The organism is Pararobbsia alpina (genome assembly GCF_965118125.1).
In the GTDB taxonomy this organism is placed as follows: Bacteria; Pseudomonadota; Gammaproteobacteria; order Burkholderiales; family Burkholderiaceae; genus Pararobbsia; species Pararobbsia alpina_A.
In genome coordinates this window covers 4243206-4263269 of sequence record NZ_OZ221287.1, presented here as the reverse complement: position 1 = coordinate 4263269, position 20064 = coordinate 4243206, and the positions used below count along the sequence as shown (strand labels likewise).

The following is a 20064-nucleotide window of genomic DNA, read 5'->3' as shown; positions in this document are numbered from 1 at the left end:
CGATCAAGTGGTCGTTTAAACCGATTTCCGGCTTAAACGAGGTAACACCCGGGCAGGCTTTGTAACCCCCTGTAAAAGCAGTCCGCACTTGGAATTGGGATTGGCATCCTTCACGACCGTCGACTCAACGATCTGTCCAGAAGGGGATTTCGCCCCTTTTGTGTCCCTGATTCAAAGGGGACGTGTCGCCTGATAAGAAAGAGGAGCCAACATGAGCCAGACCTATATTCGTACTTTCCTCGTCGCCTCCGCCGCGTTTCTCGCACTCGAGGCGGGGCCCGTCGTCGCAAGCCTGGCAGTTCGCCAGCACGCCGCCGAGCCGACTTCCGTGCAGTCCGGCGGAGCGAGTGAATTCCCGCGTACATGGATGCCGGGACAATTATTTGATTTCTCGACAGCCCAGAATCGCTCGCGCCGCGATTGCGATTGAGGCGGCGTCGCCAAAACAAAAAGGCCGTCACTTGCGTGACGGCCTTTCCGAACAGCAGGGGAGGGGCTGTCTGGGCCCGAAGGCCCTCGGAACTGATACTGATTTGCGCCCGGCGCTCTCAAGAAGCAGCATCGGCGGTGAAAGCAACCACTTCGCGCGCCTACTGGTATTGGGTCGCGCCTCGACGCTTTAAAGCGACGGCATCAGCGATTCGAGAAACTTGTTTGCGTGCCGGACCTGACGCTTCCACGCGTAATCGAACACGGCCGCTTGCTCCTGGAACATCTCGCCGAGGATCGAGGCTGAATCGGCCGGCGGCAATGTCAAATACGCGTCGGCCTCACCGTAGTCCCGGTGAATGTCCATGCCGGCCTTACGCGCGATGTGCATCATCGTCGCGTTGTGCGACAGGCAATGCATATAGAGTGTGCCCACACCGGAATTGCGACTCCGCATCGCCGCCCGCGCGAACAACGCCGAACCGACACCTGCGCCGCGCGCCTCGTTTGACACCGACAAACCAAACTCGGCCGTGCGCGGCGAGTCGTCATCGCGCACCGGCAGATACGCCAGATGGCCGACGCCGACGAGCTTCAGCGCATGGTTGAACACACCGAACACCGCGTCATTGCTGAAATCGATCGAGCGAACGTAGTTCTCGATGACTGCGTCCGCCGTACGTTGACCGAACCGCAGCACGCGGTCATCGTCGTCCAGCGCGATGAAATGAGCCAGCAAGCGCTTGCGATCCGCCGCCGTGAGCTGACGCACCATCGTCCGCGTCCCTTGGGGGGCGCGGCGTGACGTTGAATCAGCAGATTGGCGATCGAGCGAGGTGTCCACGGTGATAGCTAGCTTTTCAGGAACCGATTTTTAGCACCTGCATAAAACAGTGCTGGGTACGGGCTGAATTCTAGTACAGTCGGACAGACGAATCTAGGGTAAATACCTAGATGCAATTACCTAGATCGAATTGTGCAAAAAATTCCCGATGACAGGCCTGTGTCAGGAATATTGACCGCTTATTTGGGCGCCATCGAGTGATTCACGCGGGCCACCTCTTGCTTCCCGCCGTCCCCTCGCACGGCGACGACGCCCGCTGCGACGAGCGTTCGGATCCGCCAGTCGACGAATGTATCCGTCGCATAGAAACCGGTGTTGGTCACCATGATCGAACCGATAAAGCGATTCAGGGTCTGCCAGGAGTCGCCGAGATGTTCGATGATCAGCGCATCGACCTCGCAAAAGGCGCCGCCGACAAACGTGTCCGTGAACAGACGGCGGACGTCCGAGTTGACGTGTTTGAGTTCCTGCCACTCAAGCGCCAGACGGGTCATGCGAAGGACCGAGACCGGTGCGATGGCCGGCAATCGGGCTCGAAGGATGTCGGGCGAATACAGCGCGACGGCCGTCTGGCCGCCGGGTCCGAGGTGTGCGGGGTCCAGTTCCCGCAGCGTCAGTCCCACTTCATTGAATCTCTCGGGCATGGCGCGCAGGTGAAACGCGACCCGGCGCAGCGTCAACTGGTCGCCGGCGCTGCGTCCGTGCCAGACAACGACCTCCGCGCCCGATTCGCCCAGCGCGCCGATCGACGCGGCTTCGGCCTCGAACGCCTCGCCAAGTTCTTCGTCGTCCGCGTCGAGCACCGTTTGCCAGAATGCCGCGCGGGTTCGCGGTGCGTCATCGATCTGTGCGAGGGGGCCGATCGCGAGGTCGTCGTGAAGACACACGACCTGTTCGTCGCGTCCCGCGGCGGCGAGTGCGCGACCGAGGACTTCAGCGGCGGAATCGCCGTTCACTACGTGCAGAAAGCTCATCGATCTCTTTTTATATGTGAATGCGGACGCCATCCCTTGCGTCTGCCGTGCCAATGTTCCTGACTTGTTCGAATAATGAGGCGTATCACGCCCGTTCGTCTTTCCACAAGGCAACGTCCCGTCAGATCTTGCCCCGGTACCACGGCGAATCGATGACGTCCGCGTTGCAACGCGTCAGCAGCCATCTGACCGACCGATTCCCATACGGTTCGATTCGCCGGGCCGAGTTCGTGCACAATGCCGATTCACCTTTCGGCTTACTGTTTGGCTCACTGCGTGGTTTGCCTGCCAATCCAAGAAGCGTACGTGCACGACCTGCAATCAAGCCCCTTCGATCGCGGTGATCCGAGGTGCTCCATATGTGCAAACACGAACCGCTCAAGGCATTCTTTCGAGTCGCCGCCCAGACGTCGATGCGCGCGCCATGTTTTTCCCGAGCGCCGACAGACGTTAGTTGGCCTGCGCGGCTCGAGAGTCGCTACTGTGACCGCGGTTGGAGGCGATTGAATCAATCGAGTAGTTAAACGTTGGACGCTTGGACAATTCGCAACGCCTGTCGGCGATGTCTCGAAATTGGCAGACAGCGGAGGGCGAAACTGCAGTCGAAGGAAAGCTTCTTCTGGCGCTACGCCTCTGGCTCTTGTCACCCATTCCCCTCTTCACTCCCAGTTCACATACAACGATGGTCAAGGTTGTCGCGCGAAAAGTTTTGATGGCAGGTTTCATTGCTCTGCTGCCGCTTCTGGCCTCCGCGAACGCTGCGGCGGCTGAGCCCGGGCCGCTTCCCGCCGGGTGGGTGGCGGCGTGGAGTGCGGCCGCGCAAGCCGTGCCGCCTGCGCAGGATGCGCCCTCGTTCAATCGCGCGCCGGATACTGCCGGACGTACCGTTCGACAGGTGATCTATCCGACGTTGTCGGGTGCGTCAGCGCGGATCAGGCTTTCGAATGTCTTCGGAAATGCGCCCGTCACCCTTCGAAGTCTCACGCTCGGCCTGGCGGGACGTGAAAGCGAAGTCGTTCCCGGAACGCTCAAGCCGCTGACCTTTGGCGGCAAAACGGAGGTGACGATCCCCGCCGGTTCAGCAGTCTGGAGCGACGCCGTGGCTGTCCCGGTTCAGGCGGGCCGTCCCTTGGCCCTGAGTTTTGTTGCGCCGACGAACGCGATCGCGACCACGTGGCACAAGCTCGCGAGCCAGGTCAGCTATGTGTCCGGGCCTGGCGACTTTTCGTCTGATACCCAAGGCGCTGCGTTCCGCGGGCATATCACCTCGTACGTCTGGCTTGACGGCCTGGCAGTCGATGCACCGGGCGCTTCCGCTGTAGTGGCCATCGGCGACTCAATCACCGATGGCATGCGATCCACGTTGAACGCCAATCGCCGATGGCCCGACCGCTTTGCTGCGCTCGTGTCGTCGTCGCCGGCGGGCGCGCGGACTGCGGTCGTGAATGTCGGGATCAGTGGGAACCGCCTGCTCAACGACTCGCCCTGCTACGGCAAAGCGCTCAAGACCCGCTTTTCGGCCGACGCGCTCGACCAACCCGGCGTGCGGGACGTGATCATGCTGATTGGCGTCAATGACATCAATTTCGGGTGGATGCCGCCGCACAGCGGTCTCGATTGCGACGTGCCGCATGTGCGCGTGCAAGCCGCTGACCTGATCGCGGGCTATCAGCAAATGATCACGTCGGCCCATCAGCGTCATCTGCGCATTTTCGGCGCGACGGTCACGCCGGCGAGCTTGCCGGCTGATCGCGAGGCGATCCGCACGGAAGTGAATACGTGGATCCGCACCAGTCATGCGTTCGACGGGGTGATCGACTTCGATGCGGCCCTGCGCGATCCCGGCACGCCGACGCGCTTGCTGCCGAGATATGACAGCGGGGACCACGTCCACCCGAGCGACGCCGGTTATCAGCGCATGGCCGAAGCGGCGTTCGAGGTCTGGTCGGCGCCGCGCGCCCGGTGACGGGCGAGACTCGCTGGCCGTTTTTTGCAATTCGACAGGTCGTCGATTCGGTAGATTATTCAGCTGATTAATGACGTCGAAGCGAGGTCAAAACGGCGTCAAAAAATATATTGCGTCATTTGCTTGTCATTCTCGAATGAAGGGAATAAGATTCGCCTCCTCGTTGCACAACGCAGGTTTCGCAGAGCAGGACGCGGAGTTGGGCAGTGCGACGGGAAGCGTTATCTGGCAAGGGTTTCAAGCCGATAACGTAGTCAACGAAGTGAAGCGAAAGCAAAAAAACTTGTTGACGAAACGAAGTGAGGTGTACATAATCTCGCTTCTCTGCTGCAAACGCAGCGACGCAGAAAACGCAGTGAAGTGAGCGGATTTTGCGAACGATCTTTAAAAATCTACAGCCGATAAGTGTGGGCGCTTGATAAGCGATGCACCGTCGGATCAGCGGGTGAGTTTTAGGACTCATGATGTCTGATTGACGGCATAGCAAAGGTATTTATCAAGTCTCACACTCTGTAAAAGGTAAGTTTTGATTCATCGAAACTTGTCAGCACATTGAGTGAGCGACCGGTTCTTAATTGAACCGAAAACAGTAACAGGTATTGAACTGAAGAGTTTGATCCTGGCTCAGATTGAACGCTGGCGGCATGCCTTACACATGCAAGTCGAACGGCAGCACGGGGGCAACCCTGGTGGCGAGTGGCGAACGGGTGAGTAATACATCGGAACGTGTCCTGTAGTGGGGGATAGCCCGGCGAAAGCCGGATTAATACCGCATACGATCTACGGATGAAAGCGGGGGATCTTCGGACCTCGCGCTATAGGGGCGGCCGATGGCGGATTAGCTAGTTGGTGGGGTAAAGGCCTACCAAGGCGACGATCCGTAGCTGGTCTGAGAGGACGATCAGCCACACTGGGACTGAGACACGGCCCAGACTCCTACGGGAGGCAGCAGTGGGGAATTTTGGACAATGGGCGAAAGCCTGATCCAGCAATGCCGCGTGTGTGAAGAAGGCCTTCGGGTTGTAAAGCACTTTTGTCCGGAAAGAAAACGTTCTAGCTAATATCTGGGGCGGATGACGGTACCGGAAGAATAAGCACCGGCTAACTACGTGCCAGCAGCCGCGGTAATACGTAGGGTGCGAGCGTTAATCGGAATTACTGGGCGTAAAGCGTGCGCAGGCGGTTTGTTAAGACGGATGTGAAATCCCCGGGCTCAACCTGGGAACTGCATTCGTGACTGGCAAGCTAGAGTATGGCAGAGGGGGGTGGAATTCCACGTGTAGCAGTGAAATGCGTAGAGATGTGGAGGAACACCGATGGCGAAGGCAGCCCCCTGGGCCAATACTGACGCTCATGCACGAAAGCGTGGGGAGCAAACAGGATTAGATACCCTGGTAGTCCACGCCCTAAACGATGTCAACTAGTTGTTGGGGATTCATTTCCTTAGTAACGTAGCTAACGCGTGAAGTTGACCGCCTGGGGAGTACGGTCGCAAGATTAAAACTCAAAGGAATTGACGGGGACCCGCACAAGCGGTGGATGATGTGGATTAATTCGATGCAACGCGAAAAACCTTACCTACCCTTGACATGTACGGAACCCTGCTGAGAGGTGGGGGTGCTCGAAAGAGAGCCGTAACACAGGTGCTGCATGGCTGTCGTCAGCTCGTGTCGTGAGATGTTGGGTTAAGTCCCGCAACGAGCGCAACCCTTGTCCTTAGTTGCTACGCAAGAGCACTCTAGGGAGACTGCCGGTGACAAACCGGAGGAAGGTGGGGATGACGTCAAGTCCTCATGGCCCTTATGGGTAGGGCTTCACACGTCATACAATGGTCGGAACAGAGGGTTGCCAACCCGCGAGGGGGAGCTAATCCCAGAAAACCGATCGTAGTCCGGATTGCACTCTGCAACTCGAGTGCATGAAGCTGGAATCGCTAGTAATCGCGGATCAGCATGCCGCGGTGAATACGTTCCCGGGTCTTGTACACACCGCCCGTCACACCATGGGAGTGGGTTTTACCAGAAGTGGCTAGTCTAACCGCAAGGAGGACGGTCACCACGGTAGGATTCATGACTGGGGTGAAGTCGTAACAAGGTAGCCGTATCGGAAGGTGCGGCTGGATCACCTCCTTTCCAGAGCTCGCATCAACTGTTGAGCGCTCACACTTATTGGCTGTTTAACACGGAACCGGAATATCGGAGCCGTGATTGCTCTTTAACAATCTAGAAGAAGAATTTGTCTATTGGAAACGCACTTGAGATGGTGTGTGGAAGGTAGATGGGTTGTGATTGTATCAAATGTATTTAAGTGATCTTAAAGTCACTTGGAATACGGCAAACGCGAAAACTCAATTCTTATAACGTGGTCTGCTGTTCATGGCAGACATACGCGTTATAGGGTCAAGCGAACAAGTGCATGTGGTGGATGCCTTGGCGATCACAGGCGATGAAGGACGCGGTAGCCTGCGAAAAGTTGTGGGGAGCTGGCAAACGAGCTTTGATCCACAAATGTCCGAATGGGGAAACCCGGCCCTCTTGGGTCATCCATGACTGAATACATAGGTCATGTGAAGCGAACGCGGTGAACTGAAACATCTAAGTAGCCGCAGGAAAAGAAATCAACCGAGATTCCCAAAGTAGTGGCGAGCGAAATGGGATCAGCCTGTACTCTTTATTTGTATTGTTAGCCAAACGCTCTGGAAAGTGCGGCCATAGTGGGTGATAGCCCCGTAGGCGAAAACAGTATGAAAGAACTAGGTGTACGACAAGTAGGGCGGGACACGTGAAATCCTGTCTGAAGATGGGGGGACCATCCTCCAAGGCTAAATACTCGTGATCGACCGATAGTGAACCAGTACCGTGAGGGAAAGGCGAAAAGAACCCCGGGAGGGGAGTGAAATAGATCCTGAAACCGCATGCATACAAACAGTCGGAGCCTGGAAACGGGTGACGGCGTACCTTTTGTATAATGGGTCAGCGACTTACGTTCTGTAGCGAGCTTAACCGAGTAGGGAAGGCGTAGCGAAAGCGAGTCCGAATAGGGCGCATAGTTGCAGGGCGTAGACCCGAAACCGGATGATCTATCCATGGCCAGGATGAAGGTGCGGTAACACGTACTGGAGGTCCGAACCCACTAATGTTGAAAAATTAGGGGATGAGCTGTGGATAGGGGTGAAAGGCTAAACAAATCCGGAAATAGCTGGTTCTCTCCGAAAACTATTTAGGTAGTGCCTCGTGTATCACCTTCGGGGGTAGAGCACTGTCATGGTTGAAGGGTCCATTGCGGATTACTTCGCCATAGCAAACTCCGAATACCGAAGAGTGCAATCACGGGAGACAGACGTCGGGTGCTAACGTCCGACGTCAAGAGGGAAACAACCCAGACCGCCAGCTAAGGTCCCCAAGATTGGCTAAGTGGGAAACGAAGTGGGAAGGCTAAAACAGTCAGGAGGTTGGCTTAGAAGCAGCCACCCTTTAAAGAAAGCGTAATAGCTCACTGATCGAGTCGTCCTGCGCGGAAGATGTAACGGGGCTAAGCCAGTCACCGAAGCTGCGGATGCGTGCTTGCACGCATGGTAGGAGAGCGTTCCGTAAGCCTGCGAAGGTGCCTTGTAAAGGGTGCTGGAGGTATCGGAAGTGCGAATGCTGACATGAGTAGCGATAAAGGGGGTGAAAGGCCCCCTCGCCGTAAGCCCAAGGTTTCCTACGCAACGTTCATCGGCGTAGGGTGAGTCGGCCCCTAAGGCGAGGCAGAAATGCGTAGCTGATGGGAAGCAGGTTAATATTCCTGCACCGTCGTTAGATGCGATGGGGGGACGGATCGCGGAAGGTTGTCCGGGTGTTGGAAGTCCCGGTCGCTGCATTGGAGAAGGCACTTAGGCAAATCCGGGTGCGCAATTCAAGGGTGTGGCGCGAGCTTCTTCGGAAGCGAAGCAATTGGAAGTGGTTCCAAGAAAAGCCTCTAAGCTTCAGTCTAACGAGACCGTACCGCAAACCGACACAGGTGGGCGAGATGAGTATTCTAAGGCGCTTGAGAGAACTCGGGAGAAGGAACTCGGCAAATTGGTACCGTAACTTCGGGATAAGGTACGCCCTTGTAGCTTGATAGGCTTGCGCCTAAAGGGTGAAAGGGTTGCAATAAACTGGTGGCTGCGACTGTTTAATAAAAACACAGCACTCTGCAAACACGAAAGTGGACGTATAGGGTGTGACGCCTGCCCGGTGCCGGAAGATTAAATGATGGGGTGCAAGCTCTTGATTGAAGTCCCGGTAAACGGCGGCCGTAACTATAACGGTCCTAAGGTAGCGAAATTCCTTGTCGGGTAAGTTCCGACCTGCACGAATGGCGTAACGATGGCCACACTGTCTCCTCCCGAGACTCAGCGAAGTTGAAGTGTTTGTGATGATGCAATCTACCCGCGGCTAGACGGAAAGACCCCATGAACCTTTACTGTAGCTTTGCATTGGACTGTGAACCGATCTGTGTAGGATAGGTGGGAGGCTATGAAACCGGAACGCTAGTTTCGGTGGAGCCGACCTTGAAATACCACCCTGGTTTGTTTGCGGTTCTAACCTTGGCCCGTGATCCGGGTCGGGGACAGTGCATGGTAGGCAGTTTGACTGGGGCGGTCTCCTCCCAAAGCGTAACGGAGGAGTACGAAGGTACGCTAGGTACGGTCGGAAATCGTGCTGATAGTGCAATGGCATAAGCGTGCTTAACTGCGAGACTGACAAGTCGAGCAGGTGCGAAAGCAGGTCATAGTGATCCGGTGGTTCTGTATGGAAGGGCCATCGCTCAACGGATAAAAGGTACTCTGGGGATAACAGGCTGATACCGCCCAAGAGTTCATATCGACGGCGGTGTTTGGCACCTCGATGTCGGCTCATCTCATCCTGGGGCTGTAGCCGGTCCCAAGGGTATGGCTGTTCGCCATTTAAAGAGGTACGTGAGCTGGGTTTAAAACGTCGTGAGACAGTTTGGTCCCTATCTGCCGTGGGCGTTGGATATTTGAAGGGGGCTGCTCCTAGTACGAGAGGACCGGAGTGGACGAACCTCTGGTGTACCGGTTGTCACGCCAGTGGCATCGCCGGGTAGCTATGTTCGGAAGAGATAACCGCTGAAAGCATCTAAGCGGGAAACTCGCCTTAAGATGAGATATCCCTGGAGCTTCGAGCTCCTTGAAGGGTCGTTCAAGACCAGGACGTTGATAGGTCAGGTGTGGAAGCGCAGTAATGCGTTAAGCTAACTGATACTAATTGCCCGTAAGGCTTGATCCTATAACACGTGTGTTTGCCCTCCACGTGTGTGAGTATGAGTCGTCAAGACTCTCGCAAAGCCCGCGCATACGAGCTCCGCTCGAAGCGCGATGCGATACGCTCACAACCCAACAAATTCTTCTTCCCGGATTGGCTTGGTAGCGAAGCTACCAGGCAACAAGTCATGCCTGATGACCACAGCGAGTTGGTACCACCCCTTCCCATCCCGAACAGGACCGTGAAACGACTCCACGCCGATGATAGTGCGGGTTCCCGTGTGAAAGTAGGTAATCGTCAGGCTGTTTAACACCAGAAAGCCCTGCTCTATCGAGCAGGGCTTTTTGCTTTGCGGCGCCAGATTGGCATTCGGTCCGAGCGCGCTTCGGCCGCATTCGCGCCGCAATCCGACGCGTTCGCGCGCGTCTTCCGAGACGGTTGCGCTCCGCGCAACCTCGTCTGTGTCACCGCCCCGCACATTTGCTGCCCCCGTCGAACGTCTCGCACGTCCGTCTCTCTTGCTCCGCCCATGCCGTTACCCCGCGTCGTCGCATGCACGGGCTGCAGCGCTCAACCTCCGCGTCGCTTCCGCCACCGACGAGTCAGTGGCCTGGCGATCGGCAGCGCGCCGTCGCAACGACGCGCGAAAGCATAATCCGTGCGATCGCATGCTCCGTGTTCCCTGAAATTCTAACCTTTCGCTCTCGCGGCAGGCGCATCCCAGTCGCGAGCGCGCGAATTTTGCGCGCCGGCGGGCGCCGCATGCAGCTCAATGTCGGGCAACACCTATAAGTGAGGGACCTGTTTTTGATTGGGCATTGAAGTTGCATCAGTCGGTTGTTGACACGACTAAGTGACTAGCCCATAATCCACAGTTCTCTGAAGGAGGGGTGCCCGAGTGGCTAAAGGGGGCAGACTGTAAATCTGTTGGCTTACGCCTACGTTGGTTCGAATCCAACCTCCTCCACCAGAACAACTAAGCGGCGAAGTCAGAGTAGATACCCGAAGCGGGCGTAGCTCAATGGTAGAGCAGAAGCCTTCCAAGCTTATGACGAGGGTTCGATTCCCTTCGCCCGCTCCAGAATTGCTGTAGAGACACTCGCCCATGTGGCTCAGTGGTAGAGCACTCCCTTGGTAAGGGAGAGGTCGGCAGTTCGATCCTGCCCATGGGCACCACGAGCTTCGTTTTTGTGTTTGCGCGCGGCGCAACCGGTGAATATTCCTGTTAGGAGTCAAGTATGGCTAAAGGTAAATTCGAGCGGACCAAGCCGCACGTGAACGTGGGTACGATTGGTCACGTTGACCACGGCAAGACGACGCTGACGGCAGCGATCACGACGGTTCTGTCGCGCAAGTTCGGTGGCGAAGCCAAGGCCTACGACCAGATCGACGCGGCGCCGGAAGAAAAGGCACGTGGTATCACGATCAACACGGCACACGTCGAGTACGAAACGGAATCGCGCCACTACGCGCACGTTGACTGCCCGGGCCACGCTGACTATGTGAAGAACATGATCACGGGTGCAGCGCAGATGGACGGCGCAATCCTGGTGTGCTCGGCTGCAGACGGCCCGATGCCGCAAACGCGTGAGCACATCCTGCTGGCGCGTCAGGTTGGCGTTCCGTACATCATCGTGTTCCTGAACAAGTGCGACATGGTGGACGACGCTGAGCTGCTCGAGCTCGTCGAAATGGAAGTGCGCGAACTTCTGTCGAAGTACGACTTCCCGGGCGACGACGTGCCTATCGTGAAGGGTTCGGCCAAGCTGGCGCTGGAAGGCGACAAGGGCGAACTGGGCGAAACGGCGATCTTCGCACTGGCTGACGCACTGGACTCGTACATCCCGACGCCGGAACGCGCTGTTGACGGCACGTTCCTGATGCCGATCGAAGACGTGTTCTCGATCTCGGGTCGCGGTACGGTGGTGACGGGCCGTGTTGAACGCGGCATCGTGAAGGTCGGCGAAGAACTCGAAATCGTCGGTATCAAGGACACGGCGAAGACGACGTGCACGGGCGTGGAAATGTTCCGCAAGCTGCTCGACCAAGGTCAGGCAGGCGACAACGTCGGTATTCTGCTGCGCGGCACGAAGCGTGAAGACGTCGAGCGTGGCCAGGTTCTGGCCAAGCCGGGTTCGATCCAGCCGCACACGCACTTCACGGCTGAAGTGTACGTGCTGAGCAAGGACGAAGGCGGCCGCCACACGCCGTTCTTCAACAACTACCGTCCGCAGTTCTACTTCCGTACGACGGACGTGACGGGCTCGATCGAACTGCCGGAAGGCAAGGAAATGGTGATGCCGGGCGACAACGTGTCGATCACGGTGAAGCTGATTCACGCCATCGCCATGGAAGAAGGTCTGCGCTTCGCAATCCGCGAAGGCGGCCGTACGGTCGGCGCCGGTGTGGTTGCCAAGATCATCGCCTAAGCCAGTTAGGCGACTGATCGACAGTCTAAGGGGTCGGTGAAACCCGACCCCAGTTTGGTTTTCAGGGGTATAGCTCAACTGGCAGAGCGTCGGTCTCCAAAACCGAAGGTTGGGGGTTCGATTCCCTCTGCCCCTGCCAAATAACTTCGAGCCGCCTAGAGCGGCTCGTCAGCTTGGTGTTATGGCGAATCCTTCCGTCGACAATGTGAGTTCCACCAGCGACAAGCTCATGCTTGGCGTTGCTGTACTGCTCGTGATCGCTGGCATTGCCGGCTTTTACGCGCTGGGTCAGCAAGACTGGTATGTGCGCGGTGCTGCGCTGTTCGCGGGCCTGATCGCGGCCGTGGTCGTTGCCTATTTTTCGGCAGCGGGCAAGGCGTTTGTCGCGTTTGCGAAGGATTCGTACCGCGAAGTGACGAAGGTCGTCTGGCCGACGCGAAAGGAAGCCGGACAGACCACGCTCGTGGTGTTTGGTTTCGTTCTCGTGATGGCTCTCTGCATCTGGGGAAGCGACAAGACGATCGAATGGGTCGTGTTCTCGCTGATCCTCGGTTGGAAATAATATGACCGACTTCGCGAAGCCGCAGGAAGGAAAGCGCTGGTACGTCGTGCACGCCTATTCCGGTATGGAAAAGAGCGTGCAACGTGCATTGCAGGAGCGTATCGATCGCGCCGATATGCAAGACAAGTTTGGCCGGATTCTTGTTCCGACCGAAGAAGTGGTTGAAATCAAAGGCGGTCACAAGTCGGTGACCGAGCGTCGTTTCTTCCCGGGCTATGTGCTCGTGGAAATGGAAATGACGGACGAAACGTGGCACCTGGTGAAGAACACCGCGAAGGTGACGGGTTTCGTCGGCGGCGCACGCAATCGGCCGAGCCCGATTTCGGAGCGCGAGGTCGAGAAGATCATGTCGCAGATGCAGGAAGGGGTCGAGAAGCCGCGGCCGAAGACCCTTTTCGAAGTCGGCGAACTCGTTCGGGTCAAGGACGGCCCCTTTACCGACTTCAACGGCAGCGTCGAAGAAGTCAACTACGAGAAGTCCCGGGTTCGCGTGTCGGTCACGATTTTCGGCCGCGCCACTCCGGTGGAACTCGAGTTCGGTCAAGTCGAAAAGATCTGAATTCACGCCGCTTCGCAGTGTTGCGAGGCGGCGTTCGCGCTTACGGTCTGCGCAAACCGTAGAGGAGCGTCAGTAGTTGTTGATGCCGTTCAAGGACAAGTCCGGGAACGACTGAAGGCAGCGAAAGCGCGCTAACCACTCATCGAACGCTCTGCGTTCATTCGAGGTTCAATATGGCAAAGAAGATTATCGGCTTTATCAAGCTGCAAATCCCGGCTGGTAAGGCGAATCCGTCGCCGCCGGTCGGTCCGGCACTGGGTCAGCGTGGCCTGAACATCATGGAGTTCTGCAAGGCGTTCAACGCGCAAACGCAGAGCCTGGAACCGGGTCTCCCGATTCCTGTCGTGATCACGGCATTCGCGGACAAGAGCTTCACGTTCGTCCTGAAGACGCCGCCGGCAACCGTGCTGATCAAGAAGGCTGCAGCCGTGGCCAAGGGCTCGTCGAAGCCCCATACCGACAAGGTCGGCAAGATCACGCGCGCTCAAGCAGAAGAAATCGCAAAGACCAAGATGCCTGACCTTACCGCCGCGGATCTCGACGCCGCAGTGCGTACGATCGCTGGCAGCGCCCGTTCGATGGGCATCACCGTGGAGGGCGTGTAAATGGCTAAGATTTCCAAGCGTGCACAGGCTTTTGCGGCGAAGGTCGACGCAAACAAGCTTTACGCAATTGATGAAGCGCTCGCACTCGTGAAGGAATGCGCAACGGCGAAGTTCGACGAGTCGATCGACGTTGCAGTCCAGCTCGGTATCGATGCGAAGAAGTCGGACCAGGTCGTTCGTGGTTCGGTCGTGCTGCCCGCAGGTACGGGTAAGACGGTTCGCGTCGCCGTGTTCGCACAAGGCGACAAGGCTGAGCAAGCCAAGGCAGCTGGCGCAGACGTCGTCGGCATGGAAGACCTGGCTGAGCAAGTCAAGGCCGGCAACCTGAATTTCGACGTCGTGATCGCTTCGCCGGACACGATGCGTATCGTCGGTACGCTGGGTCAGATCCTCGGCCCGCGCGGCCTGATGCCGAACCCGAAGGTCGGCACGGTCACGCCCGACGTCGCGACGGCAGTGAAGAACGCAAAGGCAGGTCAGGTTCAGTACCGCGTCGACAAGGCCGGGATCATCCACGCAACGATCGGCCGTGCTTCGTTCGAGCCGACCGCGCTGCGCACGAACCTTGCTGCGCTGATCGATGCGCTGCAAAAGTCGAAGCCGGCGACGAGCAAGGGTGTCTACCTGCGCAAGATCGCTGTGTCGAGCACGATGGGTATCGGCGTTCGCGTCGAACAAGCATCGCTGAACGCGTAAGACAAGCATTGCGGACCGTCGGAGCGACAACGCCGGCGGTCTGAAAAGTACTTTGGGCGGGTGTGTGAGGCTGTTGGAAACACATCCGGTTGTCAAAGACCGTTGGTGGGCAAGGAGTAGGTAGCCGAGCCCTTAATGCAATCCAACGCAGATGGCGAACCCGAAAAAGTTTTGCAGCATTTGTACCGGATACGGCAGTAAGTGGACGGTGGAAATACTCCTGACAACTCGGACGCCGTTGTAAAACGCGATGCGTAATCAAGAAAGTCACGCATCGAACTGGAGAGTTTAACCGTGCCACTCAATCGAGAAGATAAGCAGGCCGTCGTTGCTGAGGTCCAGGCTGAAGTTGCCAAGGCCCAAAGCATCGTGCTGGCCGAATATCGTGGAATCGCGGTTGGCGATCTGACCAAGCTGCGCGCGAAAGCGCGGGAGCAGAAGGTGTACCTCCGTGTTCTGAAGAACACGCTTGCACGTCGTGCAGTTGAAGGTACCGCGTTCGCTCCGCTGGCTGACCACATGACCGGCCCGCTGATTTACAGCGTGTCGGAAGACGCCATTGCTGCTGCCAAGGTCATCAACGACTTTGCAAAGGGCAATGACAAGCTGGTCATCCGTGCCGGTTCGTACGAAGGTCAGGTGATGGACAAGGCAGGCGTGCAAGCGCTGGCTTCGGTCCCGAGCCGCGAAGAACTGCTGGCCAAGCTGCTTGGCGTCATGCAAGCGCCCGTTTCGGGCTTTGCGCGTGCGCTGGCTGCACTCGCTGCGAAGCGTGCTGAAGGCGCTCCTGCCGACGCACCCGCTGCCGAAGCTGCCGCTGAAGCACCCGCTGCTGAATAAGCTGGCTTAGCCAATTCGTATCCGATTTCAAATTAGGAGTATTTTCAAATGGCAATCGCAAAAGAAGACATCCTCGAAGCCGTAGGCTCGATGTCGGTTCTGGAACTCAACGAACTCGTTAAGGCGTTCGAAGAGAAGTTTGGCGTCTCGGCAGCTGCTCTGGCAGTTGGCGGTGGCGGTGCTGCTGGTGGCGGCGCAGCTGCAGCAGCTGAAGAACAAACCGAATTCAACGTCATCCTGACGGAAATCGGCGCAAACAAGGTTGGCGTGATTAAGGCTGTTCGCGAACTGACGGGTCTCGGCCTGAAGGAAGCGAAGGACCTCGTCGACGGCGCACCGAAGCCCGTTAAGGAAGCAGTGCCCAAGGCTGCTGCTGAAGAAGCGAAGAAGAAGCTGGAAGAAGCTGGCGCCAAGGCCGAGATCAAGTAAATCTCGCGTTTTAGCGCGAAGGCTGATGGTTTTGACCATCAGCCTTTTTGTGCTTTGTGGGCGGCCGTTTTTTGCGGGGCATTTTGACCGCATGAAGCGGCTGTCGCCAAAGTTCAAAGAGGTCAAAGAAGAGCGTTACGTTGCGACGTAGCACTGCTCTTTGTCTTCTGAAGCGACTGCAGAAGGCTAGTTTGGTCGGGTATGGGTGCTGTTTCGGTCCATGCCGTCAGCCAGCGGTTGGTAGCGGCCAACCACCAAGCTTCTTGGTCCGTTCCTCGATGATGCGGGAGCGAGGCTACAGGGTCTCAGTCGGTGAACACTCGGGTCTCGCCCAAGAGGGCGTCGATCTGCCGTGATCCGGAGCTCGTATGCAATATTCCTTCACCGAAAAGAAGCGTCTTCGCAAGAGTTTTGCGAAGCGCCCGATCGTTCACCAAGTACCGTTTCTGCTGGCTACCCAGCTCGAATCATTCAGCACGTTCCTGCAGCAGGATACCAACCCCACCGGACGCAAATCCGAGGGTCTGCAGGCAGCTTTCAGCTCTGTTTTCCCGATCGTTTCGCACAATGGCTTCGCGCGGCTCGAGTTCGTCAGCTATATGCTGTCGCCTCCCGCGTTTGACGTCAAGGAGTGCCAACAACGTGGCCTGACTTTCTGTTCGGCGCTGCGCGCGAAAGTGCGCCTGGTGCTGCTCGACAAGGAATCGCCGAGCAAGCCCGTCGTCAAGGAAGTGAAGGAACAAGAAGTGTACATGGGCGAAATTCCGCTCATGACCTCGACGGGTTCGTTCGTCATCAACGGCACGGAGCGCGTGATCGTCTCGCAGCTCCACCGTTCGCCGGGCGTGTTCTTCGAACACGACAAGGGCAAGACGCACAGCTCGGGCAAGCTGCTGTTCTCGGCACGGATCATTCCGTACCGTGGTTCGTGGCTCGACTTCGAATTCGATCCGAAGGACATTCTGTACTTCCGCGTCGACCGTCGCCGCAAGATGCCGGTGACGATCCTGCTGAAGGCCATCGGCCTGACGCCGGAACAGATCCTTGCGAACTTCTTCGTGTTCGACAATTTCACGCTGATGGATGAAGGCGCACAGGTTGAATTCGTGCCCGAGCGTCTGCGTGGCGAAGTCGCGCGCTTCGATATCAACGATCGTGACGGTAATCTGATCGTCGCGAAGGACAAGCGCATCAACGCGAAGCATATTCGCGACCTCGAAAACGCCAAGACGAAGTTCATCTCGGTGCCTGAGGACTATCTGATTGGCCGTGTGCTCGCGAAGAACGTGATCGATCCGGAAACCGGTGAAGTCATCGCCAACGCGAACGAAGAAATCGGCGAGTCGCTGCTCGAGAAGCTTCGCGACGCGAAGGTCAAGGGTATCCAGACGCTGTACACGAACGACCTGGATCAAGGTCCGTACATCTCGCAAACGCTGCGTATCGACGAAACGACGGACCGTACGGCCGCGCGTATCGCGATCTACCGCATGATGCGTCCGGGCGAGCCGCCGACCGAAGAAGCGGTCGAGGCCCTGTTCAACCGTCTGTTCTACAGCGAAGAAGCGTACGACCTGTCGAAGGTGGGTCGTATGAAGTTCAACCGCCGCGTTGGCCGTGACGAAATCGTCGGCCCGATGACGCTGCAGGATGACGACATTCTCGCTGCGATCAAGATCCTCGTTGAACTGCGCAACGGCAAGGGCGAAGTCGACGACATCGATCACCTTGGCAATCGTCGCGTGCGTTGCGTGGGCGAACTCGCGGAAAACCAGTTCCGCGCCGGTCTCGTTCGCGTCGAGCGTGCAGTGAAGGAACGCCTCGGCCAGGCCGAAAGCGAAAACCTGATGCCGCACGACCTGATCAACTCGAAGCCGATTTCGTCGGCCATTCGCGAGTTCTTCGGTTCGTCGCAGCTGTCGCAGTTCATGGACCAGACCAACCCGCTGTCGGAAATCACCCACAAGCGCCGCGTGTCGGCTCTTGGCCCGGGTGGTCTGACGCGTGAGCGCGCTGGCTTTGAAGTCCGCGACGTGCACCCGACTCACTATGGTCGCGTCTGCCCGATTGAAACGCCGGAAGGCCCGAACATCGGCCTGATCAACTCGCTCGCGCTGTACGCGCACCTGAACGAATACGGCTTCCTCGAAACGCCGTACCGCAAGGTCGTCGACAGCAAGGTGACCGATCAGATCGACTACCTGTCGGCGATTGAAGAAGGCCGTTACGTGATCGCCCAGGCGAACGCGGCGGTCGGCGCTGACGGTACGCTCGAAGACGAACTCGTGTCGGCTCGCGAAGCCGGCGACACGCTGATGGTCACGCCGGACCGCATCCAGTACATGGACGTGGCCCCGTCGCAGATCGTCTCGGTTGCAGCCTCGCTGATCCCGTTCCTCGAGCACGACGATGCGAACCGTGCACTGATGGGCTCGAACATGCAGCGTCAGGCCGTGCCTTGCCTGCGTCCGGAAAAGCCGGTCGTCGGTACGGGTATCGAGCGTACGGTGGCAGTCGACTCGGGTACGACGGTGCAAGCGACGCGTGGCGGTCAGGTCGACTATGTCGACGCAGGCCGTATCGTGATTCGCGTGAACGATGACGAAGCCGTCGCAGGTGAAGTCGGTGTCGACATCTACAACCTGATCAAGTACACGCGTTCGAACCAGAACACGAACATCAACCAGCGCCCGATCGTGAAGGTCGGCGACAAGGTCGCTCGCGGCGACGTGGTGGCCGACGGTGCGTCGACCGACCTCGGCGAACTCGCGCTCGGCCAGAACATGATGGTCGCGTTCATGCCGTGGAACGGCTACAACTTCGAAGATTCGATCCTGATCTCGGAAAAGGTCGTCGCTGACGATCGCTACACCTCGATCCACATCGAAGAACTGAACGTTGTCGCTCGCGACACGAAGCTCGGACCGGAAGAAATCACGCGCGATATCTCGAACCTCGCCGAAGTTCAGCTCGGCCGTCTCGATGAATCGGGCATCGTCTACATCGGCGCTGAAGTCGAAGCGGGCGACGTGCTCGTCGGCAAGGTCACGCCGAAGGGCGAAACCCAGCTGACGCCGGAAGAGAAGCTGCTGCGCGCGATCTTCGGTGAAAAGGCTTCGGACGTGAAGGACACGTCGCTGCGCGTGCCGTCGGGCATGAGCGGTACGGTCATCGACGTTCAGGTCTTCACGCGTGAAGGCATCCAGCGCGACAAGCGTGCGCAACAGATCATCGACGATGAACTCAAGCGCTATCGCCTCGACCTCAACGACCAGCTGCGTATCGTTGAAGGCGACGCATTCCAGCGTCTCGAGCGCATGCTGCTCGACAAGGTCGTCAACGGTGGCCCGAAGAAGCTCGCGAAGGGTGCGAAGCTGACGAAGGAATACCTGGCCGACCTCGAGCACTACCACTGGTTCGACATCCGCCTCGCGGACGACGAATCGGCGGCTCAGCTCGAAGCGATCAAGGAATCGATCGAACAGAAGCGTCACCAGTTCGACCTGGCCTTCGAAGAAAAGCGTAAGAAGCTCACGCAAGGCGACGAACTGCCGCCGGGCGTGCTCAAGATGGTCAAGGTGTACCTTGCGGTCAAGCGTCGTCTGCAGCCTGGCGACAAGATGGCAGGTCGCCACGGTAACAAGGGTGTGGTCTCGAAGATCGTCCCGATCGAAGACATGCCGTACATGGCTGACGGCCGTCCGGCCGACGTCGTGCTGAATCCGCTCGGCGTGCCGTCGCGGATGAACGTGGGTCAGGTGCTTGAAGTTCACCTCGGCTGGGCCGCGAAGGGTCTGGGCTGGCGCATCGGCGAGATGCTCCAGAAGCATGTGAAGGCCGAAGAAATGCGTGCCTTCCTGACGAAGATCTACAACGACTCGGGTCGTGCGGAAGCACTCGACACGTTCTCGGATGACGAAATCCTGGAACTGGCGGAAAACCTGAAGGAAGGCGTGCCGTTCGCGACGCCGGTGTTCGACGGTGCGACCGAAGAAGAAATGTCGCGCGCGCTGGACATCGCGTTCCCGGACGACGTGGCCAAGCACCTCGGCATGACGCCTTCGAAGAACCAGCTGCAACTGTTTGACGGTCGCACGGGTGAAGCATTCGAGCGTTCGGTCACGGTTGGCTTCATGCACTACCTGAAACTGCATCACCTTGTTGACGACAAGATGCATGCGCGTTCGACGGGTCCGTACTCGCTCGTGACGCAGCAGCCTCTCGGCGGTAAGGCGCAGTTCGGCGGCCAGCGTTTCGGTGAAATGGAAGTGTGGGCGCTCGAGGCCTACGGCGCGTCGTACGTGCTGCAGGAAATGTTGACGGTCAAGTCGGATGACGTGACGGGCCGGACCAAGGTTTATGAAAACCTGGTCAAGGGCGATCACGTGATCGACGCCGGCATGCCGGAATCCTTCAACGTGCTCGTGAAGGAAATCCGCTCGCTCGGTATCGACATCGATCTCGACCGCAACTAATCGG

General features: G+C 57.9%; 12 protein-coding genes, 4 tRNA genes and 3 rRNA genes. 17 read left to right on the top strand and 2 right to left on the bottom strand.

The window, feature by feature from the left end; genetic code table 11:
- The first annotated feature begins 211 nt into the window (after positions 1-211).
- On the top strand, positions 212-430 hold the full coding sequence (locus ACMFWR_RS18475; protein WP_413193020.1) for a hypothetical protein: 219 nt from the start codon (positions 212-214) through the stop codon (positions 428-430).
- 189 nt (positions 431-619) lie between these two features.
- On the opposite strand, the gene ACMFWR_RS18470 is transcribed toward ACMFWR_RS18475, so the two are convergent.
- Together ACMFWR_RS18470 and ACMFWR_RS18465 are read right to left on the bottom strand one after the other, a co-directional pair.
- Positions 620-1204 (bottom strand): GNAT family N-acetyltransferase, encoded by a 585-nt coding sequence (locus ACMFWR_RS18470; RefSeq protein ID WP_413193019.1) that lies wholly within the window; start codon positions 1202-1204, stop codon positions 620-622.
- A gap of 248 nt (positions 1205-1452) precedes the next feature.
- Positions 1453-2247, bottom strand: a complete 795-nt coding sequence (locus tag ACMFWR_RS18465) for a DUF1835 domain-containing protein (RefSeq protein ID WP_413193018.1) — start codon at positions 2245-2247, stop codon at positions 1453-1455.
- Positions 2248-2959: 712 nt separating this feature from the next.
- Between ACMFWR_RS18465 and ACMFWR_RS18460 the strand changes: the two genes are divergently transcribed.
- The 16 genes from ACMFWR_RS18460 (at position 2960) to rpoB (ending at position 20060) form a co-directional block, all read left to right on the top strand.
- Positions 2960-4213: an SGNH/GDSL hydrolase family protein gene (locus ACMFWR_RS18460; protein ID WP_413193017.1), complete on the top strand. Its 1254-nt coding sequence runs from the start codon at positions 2960-2962 to the stop codon at positions 4211-4213.
- Positions 4214-4814: 601 nt separating this feature from the next.
- A 16S ribosomal RNA gene (locus tag ACMFWR_RS18455) occupies positions 4815-6345 on the top strand.
- Between the two features lie 265 nt (positions 6346-6610).
- Positions 6611-9489 (top strand): 23S ribosomal RNA (locus ACMFWR_RS18450).
- Between the two features lie 166 nt (positions 9490-9655).
- A 5S ribosomal RNA gene (gene rrf, locus ACMFWR_RS18445) occupies positions 9656-9768 on the top strand.
- The 16S, 23S and 5S rRNA genes sit together here, the layout of an rRNA operon.
- Before the next feature lie 581 nt (positions 9769-10349).
- Positions 10350-10435, top strand: a tRNA-Tyr gene (locus ACMFWR_RS18440).
- Between the two features lie 37 nt (positions 10436-10472).
- A tRNA-Gly gene (locus tag ACMFWR_RS18435) sits at positions 10473-10546 on the top strand.
- Positions 10547-10566: 20 nt separating this feature from the next.
- Positions 10567-10641, top strand: a tRNA-Thr gene (locus ACMFWR_RS18430).
- Between the two features lie 62 nt (positions 10642-10703).
- Positions 10704-11894, top strand: coding sequence for an elongation factor Tu (tuf, locus tag ACMFWR_RS18425; RefSeq protein WP_413193004.1), 1191 nt, complete (start codon positions 10704-10706; stop codon positions 11892-11894).
- A 63-nt stretch (positions 11895-11957) separates the two neighbouring features.
- Positions 11958-12033 (top strand) — tRNA-Trp (locus ACMFWR_RS18420).
- Between the two features lie 42 nt (positions 12034-12075).
- The gene (gene secE, locus ACMFWR_RS18415) at positions 12076-12456 is read left to right on the top strand and encodes a preprotein translocase subunit SecE (protein WP_413193016.1); all 381 of its coding nucleotides are present in this window, start codon (positions 12076-12078) and stop codon (positions 12454-12456) included.
- Between the two features lies 1 nt (position 12457).
- Positions 12458-13015, top strand: a complete 558-nt coding sequence (gene nusG / locus ACMFWR_RS18410; protein ID WP_413193015.1) for a transcription termination/antitermination protein NusG — start codon at positions 12458-12460, stop codon at positions 13013-13015.
- 173 nt (positions 13016-13188) lie between these two features.
- A complete protein-coding gene (gene rplK / locus ACMFWR_RS18405) occupies positions 13189-13620 on the top strand; it encodes a 50S ribosomal protein L11 (protein WP_413193014.1) in 432 nt (143 codons plus the stop codon).
- Positions 13621-14316 carry a 50S ribosomal protein L1 gene (gene rplA / locus ACMFWR_RS18400; protein WP_413193013.1) on the top strand — a complete coding sequence of 232 codons (696 nt, stop codon included), beginning with the start codon at positions 13621-13623 and terminating at the stop codon, positions 14314-14316. It begins immediately after the preceding gene.
- Positions 14317-14610: 294 nt separating this feature from the next.
- Positions 14611-15156 carry a 50S ribosomal protein L10 gene (rplJ, locus tag ACMFWR_RS18395; RefSeq protein ID WP_413193012.1) on the top strand — a complete coding sequence of 182 codons (546 nt, stop codon included), beginning with the start codon at positions 14611-14613 and terminating at the stop codon, positions 15154-15156.
- Positions 15157-15204: 48 nt separating this feature from the next.
- The gene (rplL, locus tag ACMFWR_RS18390) at positions 15205-15585 is read left to right on the top strand and encodes a 50S ribosomal protein L7/L12 (RefSeq protein WP_413193011.1); all 381 of its coding nucleotides are present in this window, start codon (positions 15205-15207) and stop codon (positions 15583-15585) included.
- A gap of 368 nt (positions 15586-15953) precedes the next feature.
- Complete coding sequence (gene rpoB, locus ACMFWR_RS18385) at positions 15954-20060, top strand: DNA-directed RNA polymerase subunit beta (RefSeq protein ID WP_413193010.1); 4107 nt, start codon at positions 15954-15956, stop codon at positions 20058-20060.
- Positions 20061-20064 lie beyond the last annotated feature (4 nt).